The organism is Bradyrhizobium sp. R2.2-H, from assembly GCF_004346455.1.
Classification (GTDB): Bacteria; Pseudomonadota; Alphaproteobacteria; order Rhizobiales; family Xanthobacteraceae; genus Bradyrhizobium; species Bradyrhizobium diversitatis.
Genome location: NZ_SMBR01000007.1, coordinates 39,273 through 56,247 on the forward strand (window position 1 = coordinate 39,273; position 16,975 = coordinate 56,247).

A 16,975-nucleotide genomic window follows, 5' to 3' on the forward strand; every position below is an offset into this window, starting at 1 on the left:
CGACCGTTGCAATCAACGGGGAAAGACCATCGGCCGAAAATTCCGTCAGGAGGAACAACCCAAGATGAACAATCGCAGAGCCTTCATAGCTGGCGCGGCGGCGATCGCCGTCGCGGTCTCCACAAGCCAGGCCCTCGCCCAGAAGAAATACGACACCGGCGCGACCGACACCGAGATCAAGATCGGCCAGACCGTGCCGTTCTCCGGCGCCTATTCCGTCTACGCCAATATCGGCAAGACCCAGGCCGCCTACTTCAAGATGATCAACGATCAGGGCGGCATCAACGGCCGCAAGATCAACCTGATCCAGTATGACGACGCCTATTCGCCACCGAAGACCGTCGAGCAGGTGCGCAAGCTCGTCGAGGGCGACGAAGTGCTGTTCACTTTCCAGCTCATCGGCACCGCCGCGAATGCAGCCGTGCAGAAGTATCTCAACGGCAAGAAGGTCCCGCAACTCCTCGCCTCGACCGGCGCCGCGCGCTTCAACGATCCGCAGAACTATCCCTGGACCATCGCCTACAATCCCAATTACGTGTCCGAGGGGCGGATCTACGCCAAGTACATTCTCAAGGAGCATCCGAACGCCAAGATCGGCGTGCTCTACCAGAACGACGACATGGGCCGCGACTACCTGGCGGGGCTCAAGAGCGGCCTCGGCGACAAGGCTGCCAGCATGATCGTCGGCGAGGTCTCTTACGAGGTCACCGACCCGACCGTCGATTCGCAGGTGGTCAAGCTGAAGTCGATGGGGGTTGATCTGTTCTTCGACGCATCGACGCCGAAATTCGCTGCGCAGGCGATCAAGAAGCTTGCCGATCTCGGCTGGACGCCTGTGCACATCCTCGACATCAATGCGAGCCCGGTGTCGGCAACGCTGAAGCCGGCCGGCCTCGACATCTCCAAGGGCATCATCTCGACCAATTACGGCAAGGACCCGGGCGATCCCCAGTGGAAGGACGATCCGGGCGTGAAGGCCTTCTTCGCCTTCATGGACAAGTATTTCCCGGAGGGCGACAAGCTCAACACCATCAACACCTATGCCTATTCGGTGGCCGAGCTGCTGGTGCAGGTCTTGAAGCAATGCGGCGACGACCTGACGCGTGAGAACGTCATGAAGCAGGTCGCCAACATCAAGGGCTACACGCCGAGCCTGGCGCTGCCGGGTATCAAGATCAGCACCGGCCCGAACGACTACCGCGTCAACAAGCAGATGCAGATGATGAAGTTCAACGGCGAACGCTGGGAGCTGTTCGGACCGATCATCGAGGACACCGGTCCGTCGGGCTAGGCGCTGGTCTCGTAGGGTGGGTTAGCCGAAGGCGTAACCCACCACTTCTGCCGATACACGGGAACGAGAAGAGGTGGGTTACGCCCAGCGGACCGCGCTTCGCGCCGCCGCTGCGCTAACCCACCCTACAATCTACTTCGGTATCTCCCCAAAATTCTTTCCGACCGGCAGCACGGCATGCCGGATCAACCGCGAATCCTCCACCGCGGCCTGGCGGTGCTTCACCGCCTCGCGATAGACGGGATCGCGGATCATCTCGACGAAGGCCGCGACGCTGGGATATTCGGCGATGAAGCAATGGTCCCAGCGCTCCTCCTGCGGACCGATCAGCATCAGCTCGAATTTGCCCTGCCAGACGATGCGGCCGCCGAGACGTTCGAACACCGGGCCGCTCTCGCGGCCATAGGCCGCATAGGCTTCCGCGCCGCTCGCCTTGCGGCCGTCCGGATAGGCCGCCTCTTTCCGCAGGCGCACCAGATTGAGCATGTGGATCGGGCCCGGGCGGTCGTTCTCCCGGAATTGCGCGAAGATCTCCTTGGTCGGATCGATGTGGCCCATGCGAGCTCCCTCTTTATTTATGCAGACGATCCTAGCCCCGGCGGCAGGGGAGCGGAACTGCGGCGGACGAATGCCTCACCTCCTAATCACGCGTTAACGTCAGGGTAACCGGGCCTTAAACAGCGACCGCTAGCGTGCGGCGGGGCAGACTGACCGGGCGTATTGCGTATGGCGTGGGGAAAGAAAAAGGGTGCGCGGAAGGAGCCGCTGTTCGGCTTGCCCGCGGCGCTCGCCGATCTGCGCTTGACCGCTGCGGACCGCGTTCCCGGCGGCGACGACAAGCCGAAGAAATCTGCGAAGACATCCGCCAAGCGCAAGAGCGAGGATGCCGGCGACGAGCCGCCCCGCGAGCGGAAGGCACCTGCCAGCCGCAGCGGCGCCAAGCGCCGCTCGAAGTCGCGCGGCGGCTTCAGCCTCGGCCGCCTCGTCTATTGGGGCGCTGTGCTGAGCCTGTGGGGCGCCATCGCCGTGATCGCCGTCGTGGTCTATGTCGGCGCCCATCTGCCTCCGATCCAGTCGCTGGAGATTCCCAAGCGGCCGCCGACGATCCAGATCGTCGGCATGGACGGCAGCATGCTGGCGCAGCGCGGCGAGATGGCCGGCGCCAACGTGTCGCTGAAGGACCTGCCGCCCTACCTGCCCAAGGCGTTCATCGCCATCGAGGACCGCCGCTTCTATTCGCATTTCGGCATCGATCCGGTCGGCATCCTGCGCGCCCTCGTCACCAACGTGCTCCATCGCGGCGTGTCGCAGGGCGGTTCGACCTTGACGCAGCAGCTCGCCAAAAACCTGTTCCTGACGCAGGAACGCACCATACAGCGCAAGCTGCAGGAGGCAGAGCTCGCGATCTGGCTGGAGCGCAAGCACTCCAAGGACGAGATCCTGGAGCTCTATCTCAACCGCGTCTATTTCGGCTCCGGCGCCTACGGCGTCGAAGCCGCCGCACAGAAGTATTTCGGCAAGTCGGCGAAGAACGTCACGATCGCCGAAGCCGCGATGCTGGCCGGCCTCGTCAAGTCGCCGTCGCGTCTTGCGCCGAACCGCAATCCGGAAGGCGCCGAAGCGCGCGCGCAGATCGTGCTCGCGGCGATGGCGGACGCGAAATTCATCACCGACGCGCAGGCCAAGGCCTCGATCGGCCATCCCTCCTACAACGTGAAGCCGGCCGGCGCCGGCACGGTCAATTACGTCGCGGACTGGATCGGCGAGGTGCTGGACGATCTGGTCGGCCAGATCGACGAGAGCATCAAGGTCGAGACCACGATCGATCCGAAACTGCAGAGCGTGGCGGAAGCCGCCATCATCGACGAGCTCGCGGCCAAGAGCGTGAAGTTCAACGTCAGCCAGGGCGCACTGGTGGCGATGACGCCCGACGGCGCGGTGCGCGCCATGGTCGGCGGACGGAACTATTCCGATAGCCAGTACAACCGGGCGGTGACCGCCAAGCGCCAGCCGGGCTCCTCGTTCAAGCCGTTCGTGTACCTCACCGCGCTCGAGCAGGGGCTGACGCCCGACACGGTGCGCCAGGACGCTCCCATCGAGGTGAAGGGCTGGAGACCCGAGAACTACACCCACGAATATTTCGGCGCGGTGACGCTGACGCAGGCGCTGGCGATGTCGCTCAATACGGTCGCGATCCGCCTCGGCCTCGAAGTCGGGCCGAAAAACGTGGTGCGCACCGCGCACCGGCTCGGCATCTCATCCAAGCTCGAGCCCAACGCCTCGATCGCGCTCGGCACGTCGGAAGTCTCCATGGTCGAGCTGGTCGGCGCCTATGCGCCCTTCGCCAATGGCGGCCTCGCGGTGGCGCCGCATGTCGTGACGCGGATCAGGACGCTCAGCGGCAAGCTGCTCTACATGCGCCAGCCGGAGGAGCGCAACCAGGTCATCGAGCCCCGCTATGTCGGCATGATGAACGCGATGATGCGGGAGACGCTGATATCAGGCACCGCCAAGAAGGCCGAAATTCCCGGTTGGCCGGCCGCCGGCAAGACCGGCACCAGCCAGGATTATCGCGACGCCTGGTTCATCGGCTACACCGCCAATCTCGTCACCGGCGTCTGGCTCGGCAACGACGACAACTCGCCGACCAAGAAGGCGACCGGCGGCGGCCTGCCGGTGGAAGTCTGGACGCGCTTCATGAAGGCAGCGCATGAGGGCGTGCCGGTGGCGAACTTGCCGAACGCGCAAGCGACCTGGGGCCTGTCGAACCTCGCGCAGGCGGCCTCGCAGGTGTCGCCGCCGACGCCCGCGGCACCGCCACAAGCGAACGCCAGCGGCTATCGCCCGTCGCCTCCGACGCGCACCAATGTGCGCCCCGAGGCCGCGGCCGGGCTCGATGGCTGGCTGATGGATCGCCTGTTCGGCGGGAATCGCTAGGCCTTGGCGAGGGCTCCAAACAAAAGTGCGAAAACAACCCCATGCACAGTAGGCGGCGGTTGCCGGCGCGGTGCGCGGTGGATGGTGCGAAGCGTTTGATGCGACGGAGTTAATCGGCGCGCGGCGCAATCGTCGCGAAGTGTGGCGAGAATCGAGCGAGACGCGGTGGATGTTGCCTCACCCTCCGCTGTCATTCCCCGCGAAGGCGGGGAATCCAGTACGCCGCGGCCTCTCGAGTTGAATCACTGCGGTCTCTGGAATACTGGATCGCCCGCCTGCGCGGGCGATGACACCTCTCACGATGCTAACAGTCCCCCCCTAATCCTCGACCCCGTACCGGTGCAGATCATTCCCGTAGGTGTCGAGCCACTTCTTGGCGCGCTCCATCGACGGGCAGACTTTTCCGCACACGCGCCAGAACCGCGCCGAGTGGTTCATCTCGACGAGATGAGCGACTTCATGGGCGGCGAGATAGTCGAGCACGAAGGGCGGTGCGAGGATCAGGCGCCAGGAGAACGACAGCGAGCCGGCCGAGGTGCAGGAGCCCCAGCGGCTGGACTGATCGCGGATCGAGAGTCGCTTGACCCTGACCCCGAGCTCGGCGGCATAGGCTTCCGCCGAGCGCTGGAGATCCTTGCGGGCCTCGCGCTTGAGGAAGTCGCCGACGCGGCGATCGACATGCTCGAGGCCGCCGGCGACGCAGAGAATGCGTTCACCGGACTCGCGCGTCTCGGTCCACACCGTGCCGCGGATGCCGGCGCGATGAACGATGCGATGGGGCGTGCCGCGCAGCGGTATGACCGTGCCGGGCTGAAACGGCGCGGCCTTCGGCAGGCGGCCGAGACGCGCGGCGATCCACGCACCGTGACGCTGCGCGAAATCCTTGGCCTCCGCGAGCGTGCCGCGCGGCGGCATGGTGAGGATGGCTTCGCGGTCGCTCGGATGAATTCTGAGCGTGTAGCGGCGCGCGCGGCGATGCCGGCGCAGCCGGATCGCAAAAAATTGCGATCCGTGGGTGATGACCAGGGTCTTCGGTTCGTGGGGCCGACGATAAAGGAGTGCGCGAGTGGCCATGTCTGTCAGTCCGGGGAGCAGGAGTTCGCCCGGATTCTGCCATAACCGCCGCCATGGAAAGCGCTCGGCGCAAAAACAAATCATTTGCCCAATATACAGCGGTCAGGCGCCGGGGAGACCCTACAGACTGGGGTTGGAACCCGCTTTTTTCGCCCCCGCTGGATGCATGCGACACCCCCAAGGGGTGAGGACGGACTCACTCCTATAAAGCTACCTAAATACCGCGAATCTGGCGGGAACTTGCCCCGCCGAAAGGCGCCGGCAGGGGCCGAAATTTCGACGGGAAAGCCGAAATTCGGGACCACAGCCGCTCCGATGAAAATCGGAACGGCTCTGGGTCCTTATTCTGACGCGTTTTCTTTACGCGAACCGGCCACTGCTTCGCTTGAAAACGCTCTATTCGGCCGCGAGAGCCTGTAACGAGCTCGGATTCGCAGCGGAAACCATGAAGTCGTGAATCCGCGGCACGATCTCCGACTTGAAACGCGATCCGTTGAACACGCCGTAATGTCCGACGCCCTTCTGGACGTAATGAACGCGACGATGATCGGGGATCGAGCTGCACAAGCCGTGTGTTGCTTCCGTCTGACCGAGGCCGGAGATGTCGTCGTTCTCGCCTTCGACCGTCATCAACGCGACGCGCCTGACCTTGGACGGTTCGACGCGGGTTCCACGATGAGTCATCTCGCCCTTCGGCAGCGAGTGCTTCACGAACACGGTGTCGACGGTCTGCAGGTAATACTCGGCCGAGAGATCCATCACCGCGAGATATTCGTCATAGAAGTCGCGATGCTTGTCGACGAGATCGCCGTCGCCCTTCACCAGATTGGCAAACAGCTGCTTGTGCGCATCCATGTGCCGATCGAGATTCATGCTGATGAAGCCGTTCAGCTGTAGGAATCCCGGATAGACGTCGCGCATCATGCCCGGATGCGGGAACGGCACCTTGGTGATGACGTGGTTGCGGAACCAGTCGATACCGCGCTCCTGGGCGAGGTTGTTCACCGCGGTCGGATTGCGGCGGGTGTCGATCGGGCCGCCCATCAGCGTCATCGAGGTCGGCACGAACGGATCGCGGCGCGCCTCCATGACCGAGACGGCTGCGACGACGGGCACGGAGGGCTGGCACACCGCCATGACATGGGTGTTGCCGCCGAGGACGTGCAGCATCTCGATGACGTAGTCGATGTAGTCATCGAGATCGAAGCGGCCCTCACTCAAGGGGACCATGCGGGCATCGGCCCAATCGGTGATGTAGACCTCATGCGCCGGCAGAAAAGCCTCGACGGTGCCGCGCAGAAGCGTCGCATAATGGCCGGACATCGGGGCCACGATCAGCACGCGCGGCTGCGGGCTACGCAGCGGGCGGGTGAACTTGCGATCGAAATAGAGAAGCCTGCAGAACGGCTTTTCCCAGACCGAGCGGATCTCGACGGGGACGCGGATGCCGTTGACCTCGGTGTCGTCGAGGCCCCATTCCGGCTTGCCGTAGCGGCGCGTGGTGCGCTCGAACAATTCGCAGGCCGCGGCGACCGACTTGCCGACCTCGGTGCGCGCCCAGGGGTTGAGGGGATTCTGAAACAGCAGCTTGGTCGCGTCGGTGACCGCACGTGCCGGATTGAGAGAGGCATGAGCCATCTCGTACATCCAGTACATCGGCGTCGTCAGGACCGGACTGCCTTCTGCCGCCAGCGGCGGTGCGCCGCCGAACTCACCAATGGGCATTGCTATATTCCTCTTCGCATCGCAGCATACTGCCGAATGCGTAATATTGCGTCAATGCATGGTTCCGTACATCTACGTAGCCGAAGCGGCCAAATCACCATGAATCCACGGGAAAGTGACCCTATTCACCACCCGACAGCAGTGAGCCATGCTCCCGGGCGCTGCGCAAAAGGGCAAGGAATGCCCAAAAAGATGCAGCCAGAAGCAGGGCGTTGATGGCCAATGCCTGCAGCATCAGATCGGTCCTGAAGGTGTGCTCGATCAGGAGCGCGCGCATGCCCTCGAAGGCGTAGGTCGGCGGCAATGCCCAGGCGACGTATTGCAGCCAGACCGGCAACACGCTGACAGGATAGTAAACGCAGGCGAGCGGCAGGATCGCGAACATCAGCGTCCAGACGATGCTCTCGGCGCCGAGACCGTTCCGCAGCACGAGACCCGAGACGAAGATGCCGACCGACCAGCTCGTGAAGATCAGATTGCAGAAGAAGGCGATCAGCGGCAGGCCGAGGGCATAGACGTTGAAGTGAAACAGAAACAGCGCCAGCAGCGTCATCGGGATGACACCGATCGCGAGCCGGATCAGGCTCATGACCATCAGCGACAGCAGAAACTCGATCGGCTTGAGCGGGCTCATCATGAGGTTGCCGAGGTTGCGCGCCCACATCTCTTCCAGGAACGAGATGGAGAAGCCGAGCTGCCCGCGGAACAGGATGTCCCAGAGGATGACGGCGCCGATCAGCGTGCCGCCGGCGCGCGCGAAGAAGCTGGCGTTCTCGGCGATGTAGAGCTGGAGGAAGCCCCAGGTGATGACCTGCAGCGCCGGCCAATAGAGCAGCTCGAGCAGCCGCGGCCAGGATGACAGCAAGAGGTACCAGTAGCGCAGGATCATCGCGCCGATGCGATGAACGGAGATGCCGGTCATCGGCGCACCGCGGAGCCCGGATGGAGCCCCGTCATTCCGGGGCGCGCGGAGCGCGGGCTATGATGCGCAATTGCGCATCTGAGAATCCATAACCACAGGCGGCGGTGGTGAGGCGAGACCGTTAACTCCGAGTCTTCATCAAATTCAGTCCTGTGGTTATGGATCCCGGGCTCGCGACTATGTCGCGCCCCGGGATGACAAACTCCATCCGGGCGACGGCAGCCACTCAGAAACTCACTCATCTTGCCGCCTCCTGCGCGCCGTTCACCCGGCCGCGCGCGACGTCCAGAAACACCTCTTCCAGCGTGGTGCGGTTGTAGCGGGCCATGATCGCTTCCGGCGCGCCGTCGTCCTCGATGCGGCCGCGCTTCATGATGATGACGCGGTCGCAGAGCCGTTCGACCTCGAGCATGTTGTGCGAGGCCAGCAGAATGGTGGCGTCGTTGTCCCGGCGATAGCGTTCCAGATGCGCGCGCACCCAGTCGGCGGTATCGGGGTCGAGCGAGGCGGTCGGCTCGTCCAGGAGCAGCAGCTCGGGCTGGTTGATCAACGCCTTCGCCAACGCGACCCGGGTCTTCTGCCCGGCGGAGAGCTTGCCGTTGGCGCGGTCGATGAAATCGCCGAGGTCGAGCGCCTCGGCAAGTTCGGCTATGCGGCCAGCAAGATTCTTCACCGCATAGAGCTTGCCAAACACGGTGAGATTCTGCCGCACCGTGAGCCGCATCGGCATGTCGACATAGGGGCTTTCGAAATTCATCCGCCCCAGCACGGATGCACTCTCGTCCGGCATCTCGTGACCGAGCACCTGCACGCGGCCGGAGGTCGGCAGCACCAGGCCCATGATCATCGCGATGGTCGTGGTCTTGCCGGCGCCGTTGCCGCCCAGAAGGCCGGTGATGCTGCCGCGCGGAAGCGTGAAGGAGATATCGTCGACGGCGCGGGTCTGCTTGTAGACCTTGACGAGGTGATCGACCGCGATTGCCGCGGAGGAGCTGCGATCCGCGACAGTCGGCCGACTTGAAGCCTTGTCATTCTCGGTCATGCTGGCCGTTCTTCTGCTATTGCAGCGAAGAGCGCAAGGCTTGTAATGCCTGCGTGGTTCCGCGAGCCCAGCGTTTGTGATCGAGAAAGCACCGCTACATTGTCCGATATGACCGAAATTGCCGCTTCCGACTTCCGCCACGCGCAGCGGCACATCCGGTTGGACACCATCCTGCGGCTGCGCTGGCTCGCGGTGCTGGGCCAGCTGGCCGCGATCTTCATCGTGGCACAGGGGCTGGAGTTCAACGTCGAGATCGTCCCCTGTGTCAGCATCATCGCTTTGTCGGCCGCACTCAATCTGGCGCTCCAGACCGCGGCCAATCCGATGCAGCGGCTGGAGCCGATGCAGGCGGCCGGGCTGCTCGCGCTGAACATCGTGGAGCTGGCCGGCCTGCTGTTCTTCACCGGCGGCCTGCAGAACCCGTTCTCGTTCCTGTTCCTCGCGCCCGTGCTGATCTCGGCCACCGCGCTGCCGGCCCGTTTCACCTTCGGCCTCGGCCTGCTCGCGGTTGCCTGCGCTTCGCTTCTGTTCTTCTTCCACTTTCCGCTGCCGTGGGATTCCGACGATCCGCTGGTGCTGCCGCCGGTCTATCTCGTCGGCGTCTGGCTCTCGATCGCGCTCGCGATCGGCGTCACCAGCCTCTACTCGTTCCAGGTCACCGAGGAGGCGCGCAAGCTCGCGGACGCGCTGGCCGCGACCGAGCTGGTGCTGACGCGCGAGCAGCATCTGACCCAGCTCGACGGACTCGCCGCCGCCGCCGCGCACGAGCTCGGCACGCCGCTCGCGACGATCTTCCTGATTTCGCGCGAACTGGAAAAGACGGTGAAGGACCCAGGCTTTGCCGCCGACCTGAAGACCTTGCGCGAGCAGACCCAGCGCTGCCGCGACATCCTGAGCAAGATCACCCAGCTCTCCTCCACCGGCGCGCCGTTCGACCGCATGAAGATGTCGGAGCTGATCGAGGAGGTGGTGGCGCCGCACCGCGATTTCGGCGTCGAGATCAAGGTGCGGATCGCGGTGGCCGCGGCGGCCGAGCCGGTCGGCTCGCGCAATCCGGCGATCCTTTACGGCATCGGTAACATCGTCGAGAACGCGGTCGATTTCGCCCGCACCACCGTCGAGGTGAACGCATGGTGGAACAAGGACACTATCGAACTCGTGATCTCCGACGACGGACCGGGCATTCCGCCCGACATCCTCAACCGGATCGGCGAGCCCTATCTGTCGCGCCGCCGTACCCAGGACGATGGCGGCGGACGACGCGGCCTCGGCCTCGGCGTGTTCATCGCGCGTACCTTGCTGGAACGCACCGGCGCCAAGGTCTCGTTTACCAATCGGACCTTTCCGGAACACGGCGCAGTGGTCCAGATCTCATGGCCCAGGCAGCGTTTTGAGGCTATCGAGACGCACGAAGAAACAATAGGATAGCCGCGACCTTGCGTCGCACAACAGGGCCGATCGACTATCGGCGGCCTTGGCACCGCGTGATTGCGAGGCCATATGTCGATGCGCTGGAGAGAGGACAAAACCTTGAACGCCATTGCCGAACTGAACGAACAGAGCGACCGCTCGCTTCTCATCGTGGAAGACGACAAGCCGTTTCTGGAGCGGCTGTCGCGCGCCATGGAAACGCGGGGCTTCTCGGTTACATCCTGCGACACCGTCTCGGACGGACTTGCGCAGATCGGCAAGTCGGCTCCGGCATTCGCCGTGGTGGATCTGCGGCTCGGCGACGGCAACGGCCTCGACGTGGTCTCGGCGCTGAAGAAGAAGCGCCCCGATGCACGCGCGATCGTGCTGACCGGCTATGGCAACATCGCCACCGCCGTCACCGCGGTGAAGATGGGCGCGATCGACTATCTCTCCAAGCCCGCGGATGCCGACGACGTCGTCGCGGCATTGCTGTCGACCAGCGCGGAGAAATCCGAGCTGCCGACCAACCCGATGTCGGCCGACCGCGTGCGCTGGGAACACATCCAGCGCATCTACGAGATGTGCAACCGCAACGTCTCGGAAACAGCGCGCCGGCTCAACATGCACCGCCGCACGCTGCAGCGCATTCTGGCCAAGCGCGCGCCGAGGTAGTCTCGGCGTTCACCCATGAGAACGCCGATCTCCGGCCCTTGAGGCTGAGGCGGAGATGCTTGACGTGGTCGAAGCGTTGCCGGGTCAGCTGCGAATTTCGCAACTCGACGGGCGCACTCCCATAGCTCAACATTCCCAAGGTCGGTCGGCCCTGAACGTGACCCGGCCTGACGTCCCGGCGTCGTGTCGGTAAGCCCAAGTGTTGGCCTCGCGAGTTCGTTGAACCCGACGTTAACCTCGGACGGCGGATCATCGTGCCCACCTGGCGCGTCCAATATCCACCTGATGTCGAGAGATCGATGGTTCATCCTACGCCGCTTCTTGCGTTGCTTGGCTTCTGGACGATGCGCGCGGTGGCCATCGGTATCATCGCCGTGGCCGCGCCGGCCGCGGTGCGTGCCCAGCAGGTATCCTCTCCGGTCTGGACGGTGCCGGAGGTCGGCGCGCTGCCTGATGACGATCATGGCCGGCTCGTGCGGCGCGGGCGCGACCTCATCACTGCGACCTACGCCCATATCGGGCCGGAGGTGCCGGATCCAGCCAAGCGCTATGCCGGCAACAATCTCGCCTGCAGCAACTGCCATCTCGAAGCCGGCACCAAGAAGTTCGGCTTGCCGATCTTTGGATTGGTCGAGCTCTTCCCGCAATACAGCGCCCGGCTCGGCGCCGAGATCACGATCGAGGACCGTGTGAACTCGTGCATGACGCGCAGCATGAATGGCCGCGCGCTGCCACTCGAGAGTCCGGAAATGCAAGCCTTCGTGGCTTACATCAAATTCCTGTCGTCCGGCGTGCCGACCGGCAAGGCATTGTCGGGACTCGGCACCGGATCGATGCCTGAGCTCGATCGGGCGGCCGACCCGGTTCGCGGCAAGGCGATCTACGCCAAGGCCTGTCTTTCCTGTCACAATGTGGACGGCTCCGGAATACGCCGCAGCGTGCCGAGCGTCGATCTCGGCTACATGGTTCCGCCGCTCTGGGGCCCGGACAGTTTCAATGATGGCGCCGGCATGGCGCGGTTGATTACCGCGGCGAACTTCGTCCACTTCAACATGCCGCACGGGACGGACTATCTGAATCCGCAGCTCACGGTCGAGCAGGCATGGGACGTGGCGGCCTATATGATCTCTCAACCGCGTCCGAAAAAGGCCGGTCTCGACAAGGACTATCCGGACCTTTCGACAAAGCCGGTCGATGCGCCTTACGGACCGTACGCCGACGGCTTCGATCAGCAGCAGCACATGTACGGACCTTTCGGTCCGATCCGGGAGGCGCATGCCAAAAAGTAGTCCGGACCGAAGGAGAACCGGCGCCCTCGCATCACGAGGAGACCGGATCACACCGCGCTTCGCCCGGGCCGCCTATTCCCAAAAATCCGCATGCCCCTGCGGATCGACCAGGCGATTGATCCTCAAAGCCGCCGCCATCGCGAACCGCACCGTCATCTGCTTGCGCGTGGCGGCCGCGAGCTTGTGCTCGGGCGCCTCGCAATGCAGATGCGCGCCATAGGCGTCGGCGACGATCAGGCCGGTGTCTTCAGGAAAGATCTCGCAGGGCAGATCCTGCGTGAAGGCGAAGAACAGCCGATCGCAATGGGCGCGGTATTCGTGCCATTTCTGGTCGGCGCGCAGATCTTCCACCGACGATTTGATCTCGACGATCCAGATCTCGCCGCGCTCATTGAGCGCCACCAGATCGGCACGGCGGCCCGAGGGCAGCGGCAATTCGCTGATGCAGGAGAAGCCGAGCGAGCGCAGCAGCCGCGCCGTGCCGCGCGCGATGGCGAGCGCGGTCTCCGACTGGCGGCGGTCCGGCGGCGGCACAAGGGCGATGTTGCGGGCGGTGTTGTCCATGGCGGGAGGATAGCCGATTCCCCTCCACCCGTCATTCCGGGGCGCGCGCAGCGCGAGCCCGGAATCCATAACCACAGGGAGACGTGTGGGGCAAAGCGGGCAACTCCGAGTGATCGCAAAACTCCTTCCTGTGGTTATGGGTCCCGGGCTCGCGACTTCGTCGCGCCCCGGGACGACAGTTTACGACGACGCCACCACCACGCCCTCGTTGCCGCGCAGGTCCAGCACGCCTTCGATCCCCTCGCCTTCGCGATCCAGGAACGTCGACAGCAGGATGTTGCTGCCGAAGCGGATCGCGCTGGTGGTCACCGCAACCGGATCGGGACCGAGATTGAGCGCCACGATCACGGCCTTACCCTGGATCTCCCGCCGATAGATCAGGAGATCGCCTTGCGCTGAGATCGGATGATAATCGCCCGCCATGAGCGGGGGACAACTCCTCCGCAGGGCGATCAGGCGCTTGTAGAGGGTGAGGATCGAGCCCGGATCGGCTTCGAGATTGGCGACGTTTTCGCGGATGTGATCCTCCGGCAGCGGCAGCCACGGCCGGACTTGCGAAAAACTGGCGAAGTTCGACGAATCCCATTGCATCGGCGTGCGGCAGCCGTCGCGGCCGACGCCGATGCCGGGCACGTTCTTCTCGAAGGGATCGCGCACGTCCTCCGGCGCGATCGCGAGCTGGTGCATGCCGATCTCGTCACCGTAATAAAGCGTCGGCGTGCCGCGCAGCGTCAGCAGCAGCATGGCCGCGACGCGGGCCTGCTCGGAACCGACACGGCTCGCGACGCGCGGCCGATCATGATTGCCGAGCACCCAGTTCGGCCAGGCGCCCTTCGGCAGCGCCTTCTCGTAATCCTCGATGATCGTCTCGATCGAGCGCGCGCTCCAGAAGGTCGAGAGCAGCGCGAAGTTGAACGGCATCTGCGCGCCGGTGAGATCGTTGCCGTAATAGGCCATGAGACGGTGCAGCGGCAGATAGATCTCGCCGATCAGGACGCGGGCGCCGTAGGAATCGGTGACGCGTCGCATCTCGGCGATGACATCGTGCACTTCCGGCTGATCGGTCGAGTACTGCGTCAGGATCTTCTCGTTCGGCGGCCGGCCCTCGACATAATGCGGGTTGGGCGGGTTGTCGCGGAATTCGGCGTCCTTGATCAGGTGCCAGATCACGTCGACGCGAAAGCCGTCGACGCCCTTGTCCAGCCAGAACCGCATCACGTCGTAGATCGCGGCCCGGACATCCGGATTGCGCCAGTTCAGGTCCGGCTGCTGGGTGAGGAAGGCGTGGTAGTAATATTGACCCGTGGTCTCGTCGAATTGCCACGCGCTGCCGCCGAACTCGGACAGCCAGTTGTTCGGCGCGCCGCCATCGGGGGCCGGATCGCGCCAGATGTACCAGTCGCGCTTGGGATTGTCGCGCGACGACCGGCTCTCGACGAACCAGGGATGGTGGTCCGAGGTGTGGTTCGGCACGAGATCGAGGATCAGCTTCAGGCCGTTGTCATGGGCGGCGGCGAGCAACGCATCGAAATCGGCCATCGTGCCGAACAGCGGCTCGATGCCGACATAATCCGAGATGTCGTAGCCGAAATCCGCCATTGGCGAAGGAAAGATCGGCGACAGCCAGATCGCGTCGACGCCGAGCGATTTCACGTAGGGCAGCCGCGTGAGGATGCCGGCGAGATCGCCGACGCCGTCGCCATCGGAGTCCTGAAACGAGCGCGGATAGATCTGATAGAAGATGCCGTCGCGCCACCAATTCTCGTTGCCACGAGCCATGCCGAAGACCACCCAAAATCTGCGCCTCGCGCGGGAGAACGCGACAGCATCGCCACGGTTCAAACTGGCAGGCCAATTGGGACAGCCGTGTGACGAGGGCCGCGGCTGTTCCCGAAGCTCCTGTCCGAATCTTTTGCGAATCTTTTGCTTGGCGGACTGACAAAAATCGGCATTGTGGCGCCATGACCGAGCAAACCGACACCCAGGACTCCTCGCCACCCAAGGCGGGCGCGATCATCGTTCCCGTGACGCTGTTCGAGCAGAACTGCACCATCATCTGGGACGAGCCCACCAAAAAAGCGGTGGTGATCGATCCCGGCGGGGACGTGCCGAAGATCCTGGACGCGATCAAGCAGACCGGCGTCACCGTGGAAAAGATCTGGCTGACCCACGGCCATATCGATCATGTCGGCGGCGCGGCTGATTTGCGCGACGCGCTGAAGGTGCCGATCGAGGGACCGCATGAAGCGGACAAGTTCCTGCTCGACAATGTGGTCGAAAGCGGCGCGCGCTTCGGCATGACCGGCGTACGCAACTTCGCGCCCGACCGCTGGCTCAACGAGGACGACACCGTGTCGATCGGCGATCTCAAGTTCGACATCTTCCACTGCCCCGGCCACTCGCCGGGCAGCGTGGTGTTCTTCAACAAGGAGCTGCGCTTTGCCCATGTCGGCGACGTCCTGTTCGCGGGCTCGGTCGGACGTACCGACCTGCCCGGCGGCAGTCACGCCACGCTGATCGACTCGATCAAGACGAAATTGCTGCCGCTTGGCGACGATGTCGGCTTCATCTGCGGCCATGGCGCCGGCTCGAGCATCGGCCAGGAGCGGATGACCAATCCGTTCATCACCGGCGAGATGTAGCAACGAACTCCGCTATCGTCACCGACAGTCCGCCACAAACTCCGCCGCGTCCCGGACAAGCGCAAGCGCAGAGTTACGGGGACTCGGAGTTACGCTTTCGCGCCTCACTCAATCCTGGGAGTATGGGTTCCGGATCGGCGCGCGCTTGGAGCACGCTTGTCCGGGACGACAGCGGGGATGGAGCTACTTCATCAACCCCGCGGCCGTGAGCGCGCGCGTGATGATCTGGCCGAGATCGAAGCCGCGAGCCTGCTCGCGCTGCGGCTCGGCCTGCTCTTCGGCAATGGCTGCACGGATCGAGCGGGCGAGATGCGGCGCGGGCGACAGCGCCGGCTTCGTTGCAGGCTTCATGGCAGGCTTGGCCTCCGCCTTTTTCGTCGCGGCGTCCGGAATCCAGCCGGTGAGGCCGAAGAACTTTGCGATGTGGTAGGACGAGGAAATGCCGGCCTCGATCAGGAATGCGCCTTCGACGCCGTAGCGCTGATCGTTGTCGGCGATCCCGAGCGGCGTGCCATGCGCCATGTCGGTGATGGCGTAGGATTCGACCAGCGTCTCGCCGTCCTTGTTCCACCAGGCCTGGCGCGGATGGCCGTCGACGACCGTCTCCGCCATCGGCGCATCAGGAAGGTCGTGCAGGTCGAGCCATTGCTTGACGATCTCGTTGGCATTGCCGGGATTGACGGTGCGGTCGGCGCTGCCATGCCACACCGAGACCTTCGGCCAGGGCCCGCGATGATCCGAGGCGCTGCGCACGAGATCGCCGAGCTCGCGCGCAGGACGCGCCGGGGAGTGAAACATGCCCTCGAGCGCCTCGCGCAGATTCGAGGCGATGCCATAGGGCAGTCCGGCAATGACCGCGCCGGCCGCGAAGACTTCCGGATAGGTCGCGAGCATCACCGACGTCATGCCGCCGCCGGCCGACAGGCCGGTGATGAAGACGCGCCTGGAATCGATGCGGTGCGTCTCGACCATATGCGCGATCATCTCGCGGATCGACTGCGCCTCGCCGCTGTCGCGCGCGGTGTCTTCCGGATTGAACCAATTGAAACAGGTGTTACCGTTGTTGACGCGCTGCTGCTCGGGCATCAACAGCGCGAAGCCATAGTGCCTTGCGAGTGTCGACCAACCCGCGCCGAGATCGTAAGCGGCTGCCGTCTGCCCGCAGCCATGCAGCACGACGACGAGCGCGCGCGGCTTCTGCAATTGCGCCGGCACGAACGCGAACATGCGCAAGGCTCCGGGATTGTCGCCGAAGCCAAGGACCTCCTCCAAGGGGCAGGATGAATCGGCGCTGCGATCGAGCTCGGCAAAGCGCAGTCCGTCCAGCCTCGGCAGACGTCTTAACAGATCGATATTTTTGGCTAGCGACACGGCAACTTCCTGGTGGGCGACGTTCAACGTCCA

14 protein-coding genes are annotated in these 16,975 nt (G+C 64.1%); 6 read left to right on the plus strand and 8 right to left on the minus strand.

The window, feature by feature from the left end; translation table 11 throughout:
* The first annotated feature begins 64 nt into the window (after positions 1 to 64).
* Positions 65 to 1,291 (plus strand): ABC transporter substrate-binding protein, encoded by a 1,227-nt coding sequence (locus EDE08_RS18945; protein WP_131870293.1) that lies wholly within the window; start codon positions 65 to 67, stop codon positions 1,289 to 1,291.
* A 132-nt stretch (positions 1,292 to 1,423) separates the two neighbouring features.
* Here EDE08_RS18945 and EDE08_RS18950 read toward each other — a convergent pair whose 3' ends face one another.
* On the minus strand, positions 1,424 to 1,849 hold the full coding sequence (locus EDE08_RS18950; RefSeq protein WP_057198131.1) for a DUF1330 domain-containing protein: 426 nt from the start codon (positions 1,847 to 1,849) through the stop codon (positions 1,424 to 1,426).
* Between the two features lie 168 nt (positions 1,850 to 2,017).
* Between EDE08_RS18950 and EDE08_RS18955 the strand changes: the two genes are divergently transcribed.
* Entirely contained in the window at positions 2,018 to 4,228 is a 2,211-nt protein-coding gene (locus EDE08_RS18955; RefSeq protein WP_131870294.1) for a transglycosylase domain-containing protein, read from the plus strand.
* Between the two features lie 318 nt (positions 4,229 to 4,546).
* Here EDE08_RS18955 and EDE08_RS18960 read toward each other — a convergent pair whose 3' ends face one another.
* From EDE08_RS18960 to EDE08_RS18975, 4 genes are all read right to left on the minus strand, one after another.
* Positions 4,547 to 5,386, minus strand: a complete 840-nt coding sequence (locus EDE08_RS18960; protein WP_131870295.1) for a M48 family metallopeptidase — start codon at positions 5,384 to 5,386, stop codon at positions 4,547 to 4,549.
* A gap of 312 nt (positions 5,387 to 5,698) precedes the next feature.
* Positions 5,699 to 7,027, minus strand: a complete 1,329-nt coding sequence (locus EDE08_RS18965; RefSeq protein WP_131870296.1) for a polyhydroxyalkanoate depolymerase — start codon at positions 7,025 to 7,027, stop codon at positions 5,699 to 5,701.
* Between the two features lie 121 nt (positions 7,028 to 7,148).
* The gene (locus EDE08_RS18970; protein WP_131870297.1) at positions 7,149 to 7,949 is read right to left on the minus strand and encodes an ABC transporter permease; all 801 of its coding nucleotides are present in this window, start codon (positions 7,947 to 7,949) and stop codon (positions 7,149 to 7,151) included.
* Between the two features lie 238 nt (positions 7,950 to 8,187).
* Positions 8,188 to 8,991 (minus strand): ABC transporter ATP-binding protein, encoded by an 804-nt coding sequence (locus EDE08_RS18975; RefSeq protein WP_131870298.1) that lies wholly within the window; start codon positions 8,989 to 8,991, stop codon positions 8,188 to 8,190.
* A 108-nt stretch (positions 8,992 to 9,099) separates the two neighbouring features.
* On the opposite strand from EDE08_RS18975, the gene EDE08_RS18980 reads away from it, so the two are divergent.
* From EDE08_RS18980 to EDE08_RS18990, 3 genes are all read left to right on the plus strand, one after another.
* Positions 9,100 to 10,419 (plus strand): ActS/PrrB/RegB family redox-sensitive histidine kinase, encoded by a 1,320-nt coding sequence (locus EDE08_RS18980; protein ID WP_131870299.1) that lies wholly within the window; start codon positions 9,100 to 9,102, stop codon positions 10,417 to 10,419.
* A gap of 102 nt (positions 10,420 to 10,521) precedes the next feature.
* Complete coding sequence (locus EDE08_RS18985; protein WP_028176842.1) at positions 10,522 to 11,076, plus strand: ActR/PrrA/RegA family redox response regulator transcription factor; 555 nt, start codon at positions 10,522 to 10,524, stop codon at positions 11,074 to 11,076.
* A 299-nt stretch (positions 11,077 to 11,375) separates the two neighbouring features.
* Positions 11,376 to 12,365, plus strand: coding sequence for a c-type cytochrome (locus tag EDE08_RS18990; RefSeq protein ID WP_131870300.1), 990 nt, complete (start codon positions 11,376 to 11,378; stop codon positions 12,363 to 12,365).
* Between the two features lie 72 nt (positions 12,366 to 12,437).
* Here the strand turns inward: EDE08_RS18990 and EDE08_RS18995 are convergent, their stop codons facing one another.
* A complete protein-coding gene (locus EDE08_RS18995) occupies positions 12,438 to 12,929 on the minus strand; it encodes an MmcB family DNA repair protein (protein ID WP_131870302.1) in 492 nt (163 codons plus the stop codon).
* 180 nt (positions 12,930 to 13,109) lie between these two features.
* Complete coding sequence (locus EDE08_RS19000; protein ID WP_131870303.1) at positions 13,110 to 14,708, minus strand: alpha-amylase family glycosyl hydrolase; 1,599 nt, start codon at positions 14,706 to 14,708, stop codon at positions 13,110 to 13,112.
* A gap of 182 nt (positions 14,709 to 14,890) precedes the next feature.
* Here EDE08_RS19000 and EDE08_RS19005 point away from each other — a divergent pair, with 182 nt between their 5' ends.
* The gene (locus EDE08_RS19005; protein ID WP_131870304.1) at positions 14,891 to 15,571 is read left to right on the plus strand and encodes an MBL fold metallo-hydrolase; all 681 of its coding nucleotides are present in this window, start codon (positions 14,891 to 14,893) and stop codon (positions 15,569 to 15,571) included.
* Between the two features lie 183 nt (positions 15,572 to 15,754).
* Here EDE08_RS19005 and EDE08_RS19010 read toward each other — a convergent pair whose 3' ends face one another.
* Entirely contained in the window at positions 15,755 to 16,942 is a 1,188-nt protein-coding gene (locus tag EDE08_RS19010; protein WP_131870305.1) for an extracellular catalytic domain type 1 short-chain-length polyhydroxyalkanoate depolymerase, read from the minus strand.
* Positions 16,943 to 16,975 lie beyond the last annotated feature (33 nt).

Bases quoted from the DNA above. Each gene is read 5' to 3' on its own strand.
- EDE08_RS18945 (WP_131870293.1), top strand. From the start codon at position 65: ATGAACAATCGCAGAGCCTTCATAGCTGGCGCGGCGGCGATCGCCGTC.
- EDE08_RS18950 (WP_057198131.1), bottom strand. From the start codon at position 1,849: ATGGGCCACATCGATCCGACCAAGGAGATCTTCGCGCAATTCCGGGAG.
- EDE08_RS18955 (WP_131870294.1), top strand. From the start codon at position 2,018: ATGGCGTGGGGAAAGAAAAAGGGTGCGCGGAAGGAGCCGCTGTTCGGC.
- EDE08_RS18960 (WP_131870295.1), bottom strand. From the start codon at position 5,386: ATGATTTGTTTTTGCGCCGAGCGCTTTCCATGGCGGCGGTTATGGCAG.
- EDE08_RS18965 (WP_131870296.1), bottom strand. From the start codon at position 7,027: ATGCCCATTGGTGAGTTCGGCGGCGCACCGCCGCTGGCGGCAGAAGGC.
- EDE08_RS18970 (WP_131870297.1), bottom strand. From the start codon at position 7,949: ATGACCGGCATCTCCGTTCATCGCATCGGCGCGATGATCCTGCGCTAC.
- EDE08_RS18975 (WP_131870298.1), bottom strand. From the start codon at position 8,991: ATGACCGAGAATGACAAGGCTTCAAGTCGGCCGACTGTCGCGGATCGC.
- EDE08_RS18980 (WP_131870299.1), top strand. From the start codon at position 9,100: ATGACCGAAATTGCCGCTTCCGACTTCCGCCACGCGCAGCGGCACATC.
- EDE08_RS18990 (WP_131870300.1), top strand. From the start codon at position 11,376: ATGGTTCATCCTACGCCGCTTCTTGCGTTGCTTGGCTTCTGGACGATG.
- EDE08_RS18995 (WP_131870302.1), bottom strand. From the start codon at position 12,929: ATGGACAACACCGCCCGCAACATCGCCCTTGTGCCGCCGCCGGACCGC.
- EDE08_RS19000 (WP_131870303.1), bottom strand. From the start codon at position 14,708: ATGGCTCGTGGCAACGAGAATTGGTGGCGCGACGGCATCTTCTATCAG.
- EDE08_RS19005 (WP_131870304.1), top strand. From the start codon at position 14,891: ATGACCGAGCAAACCGACACCCAGGACTCCTCGCCACCCAAGGCGGGC.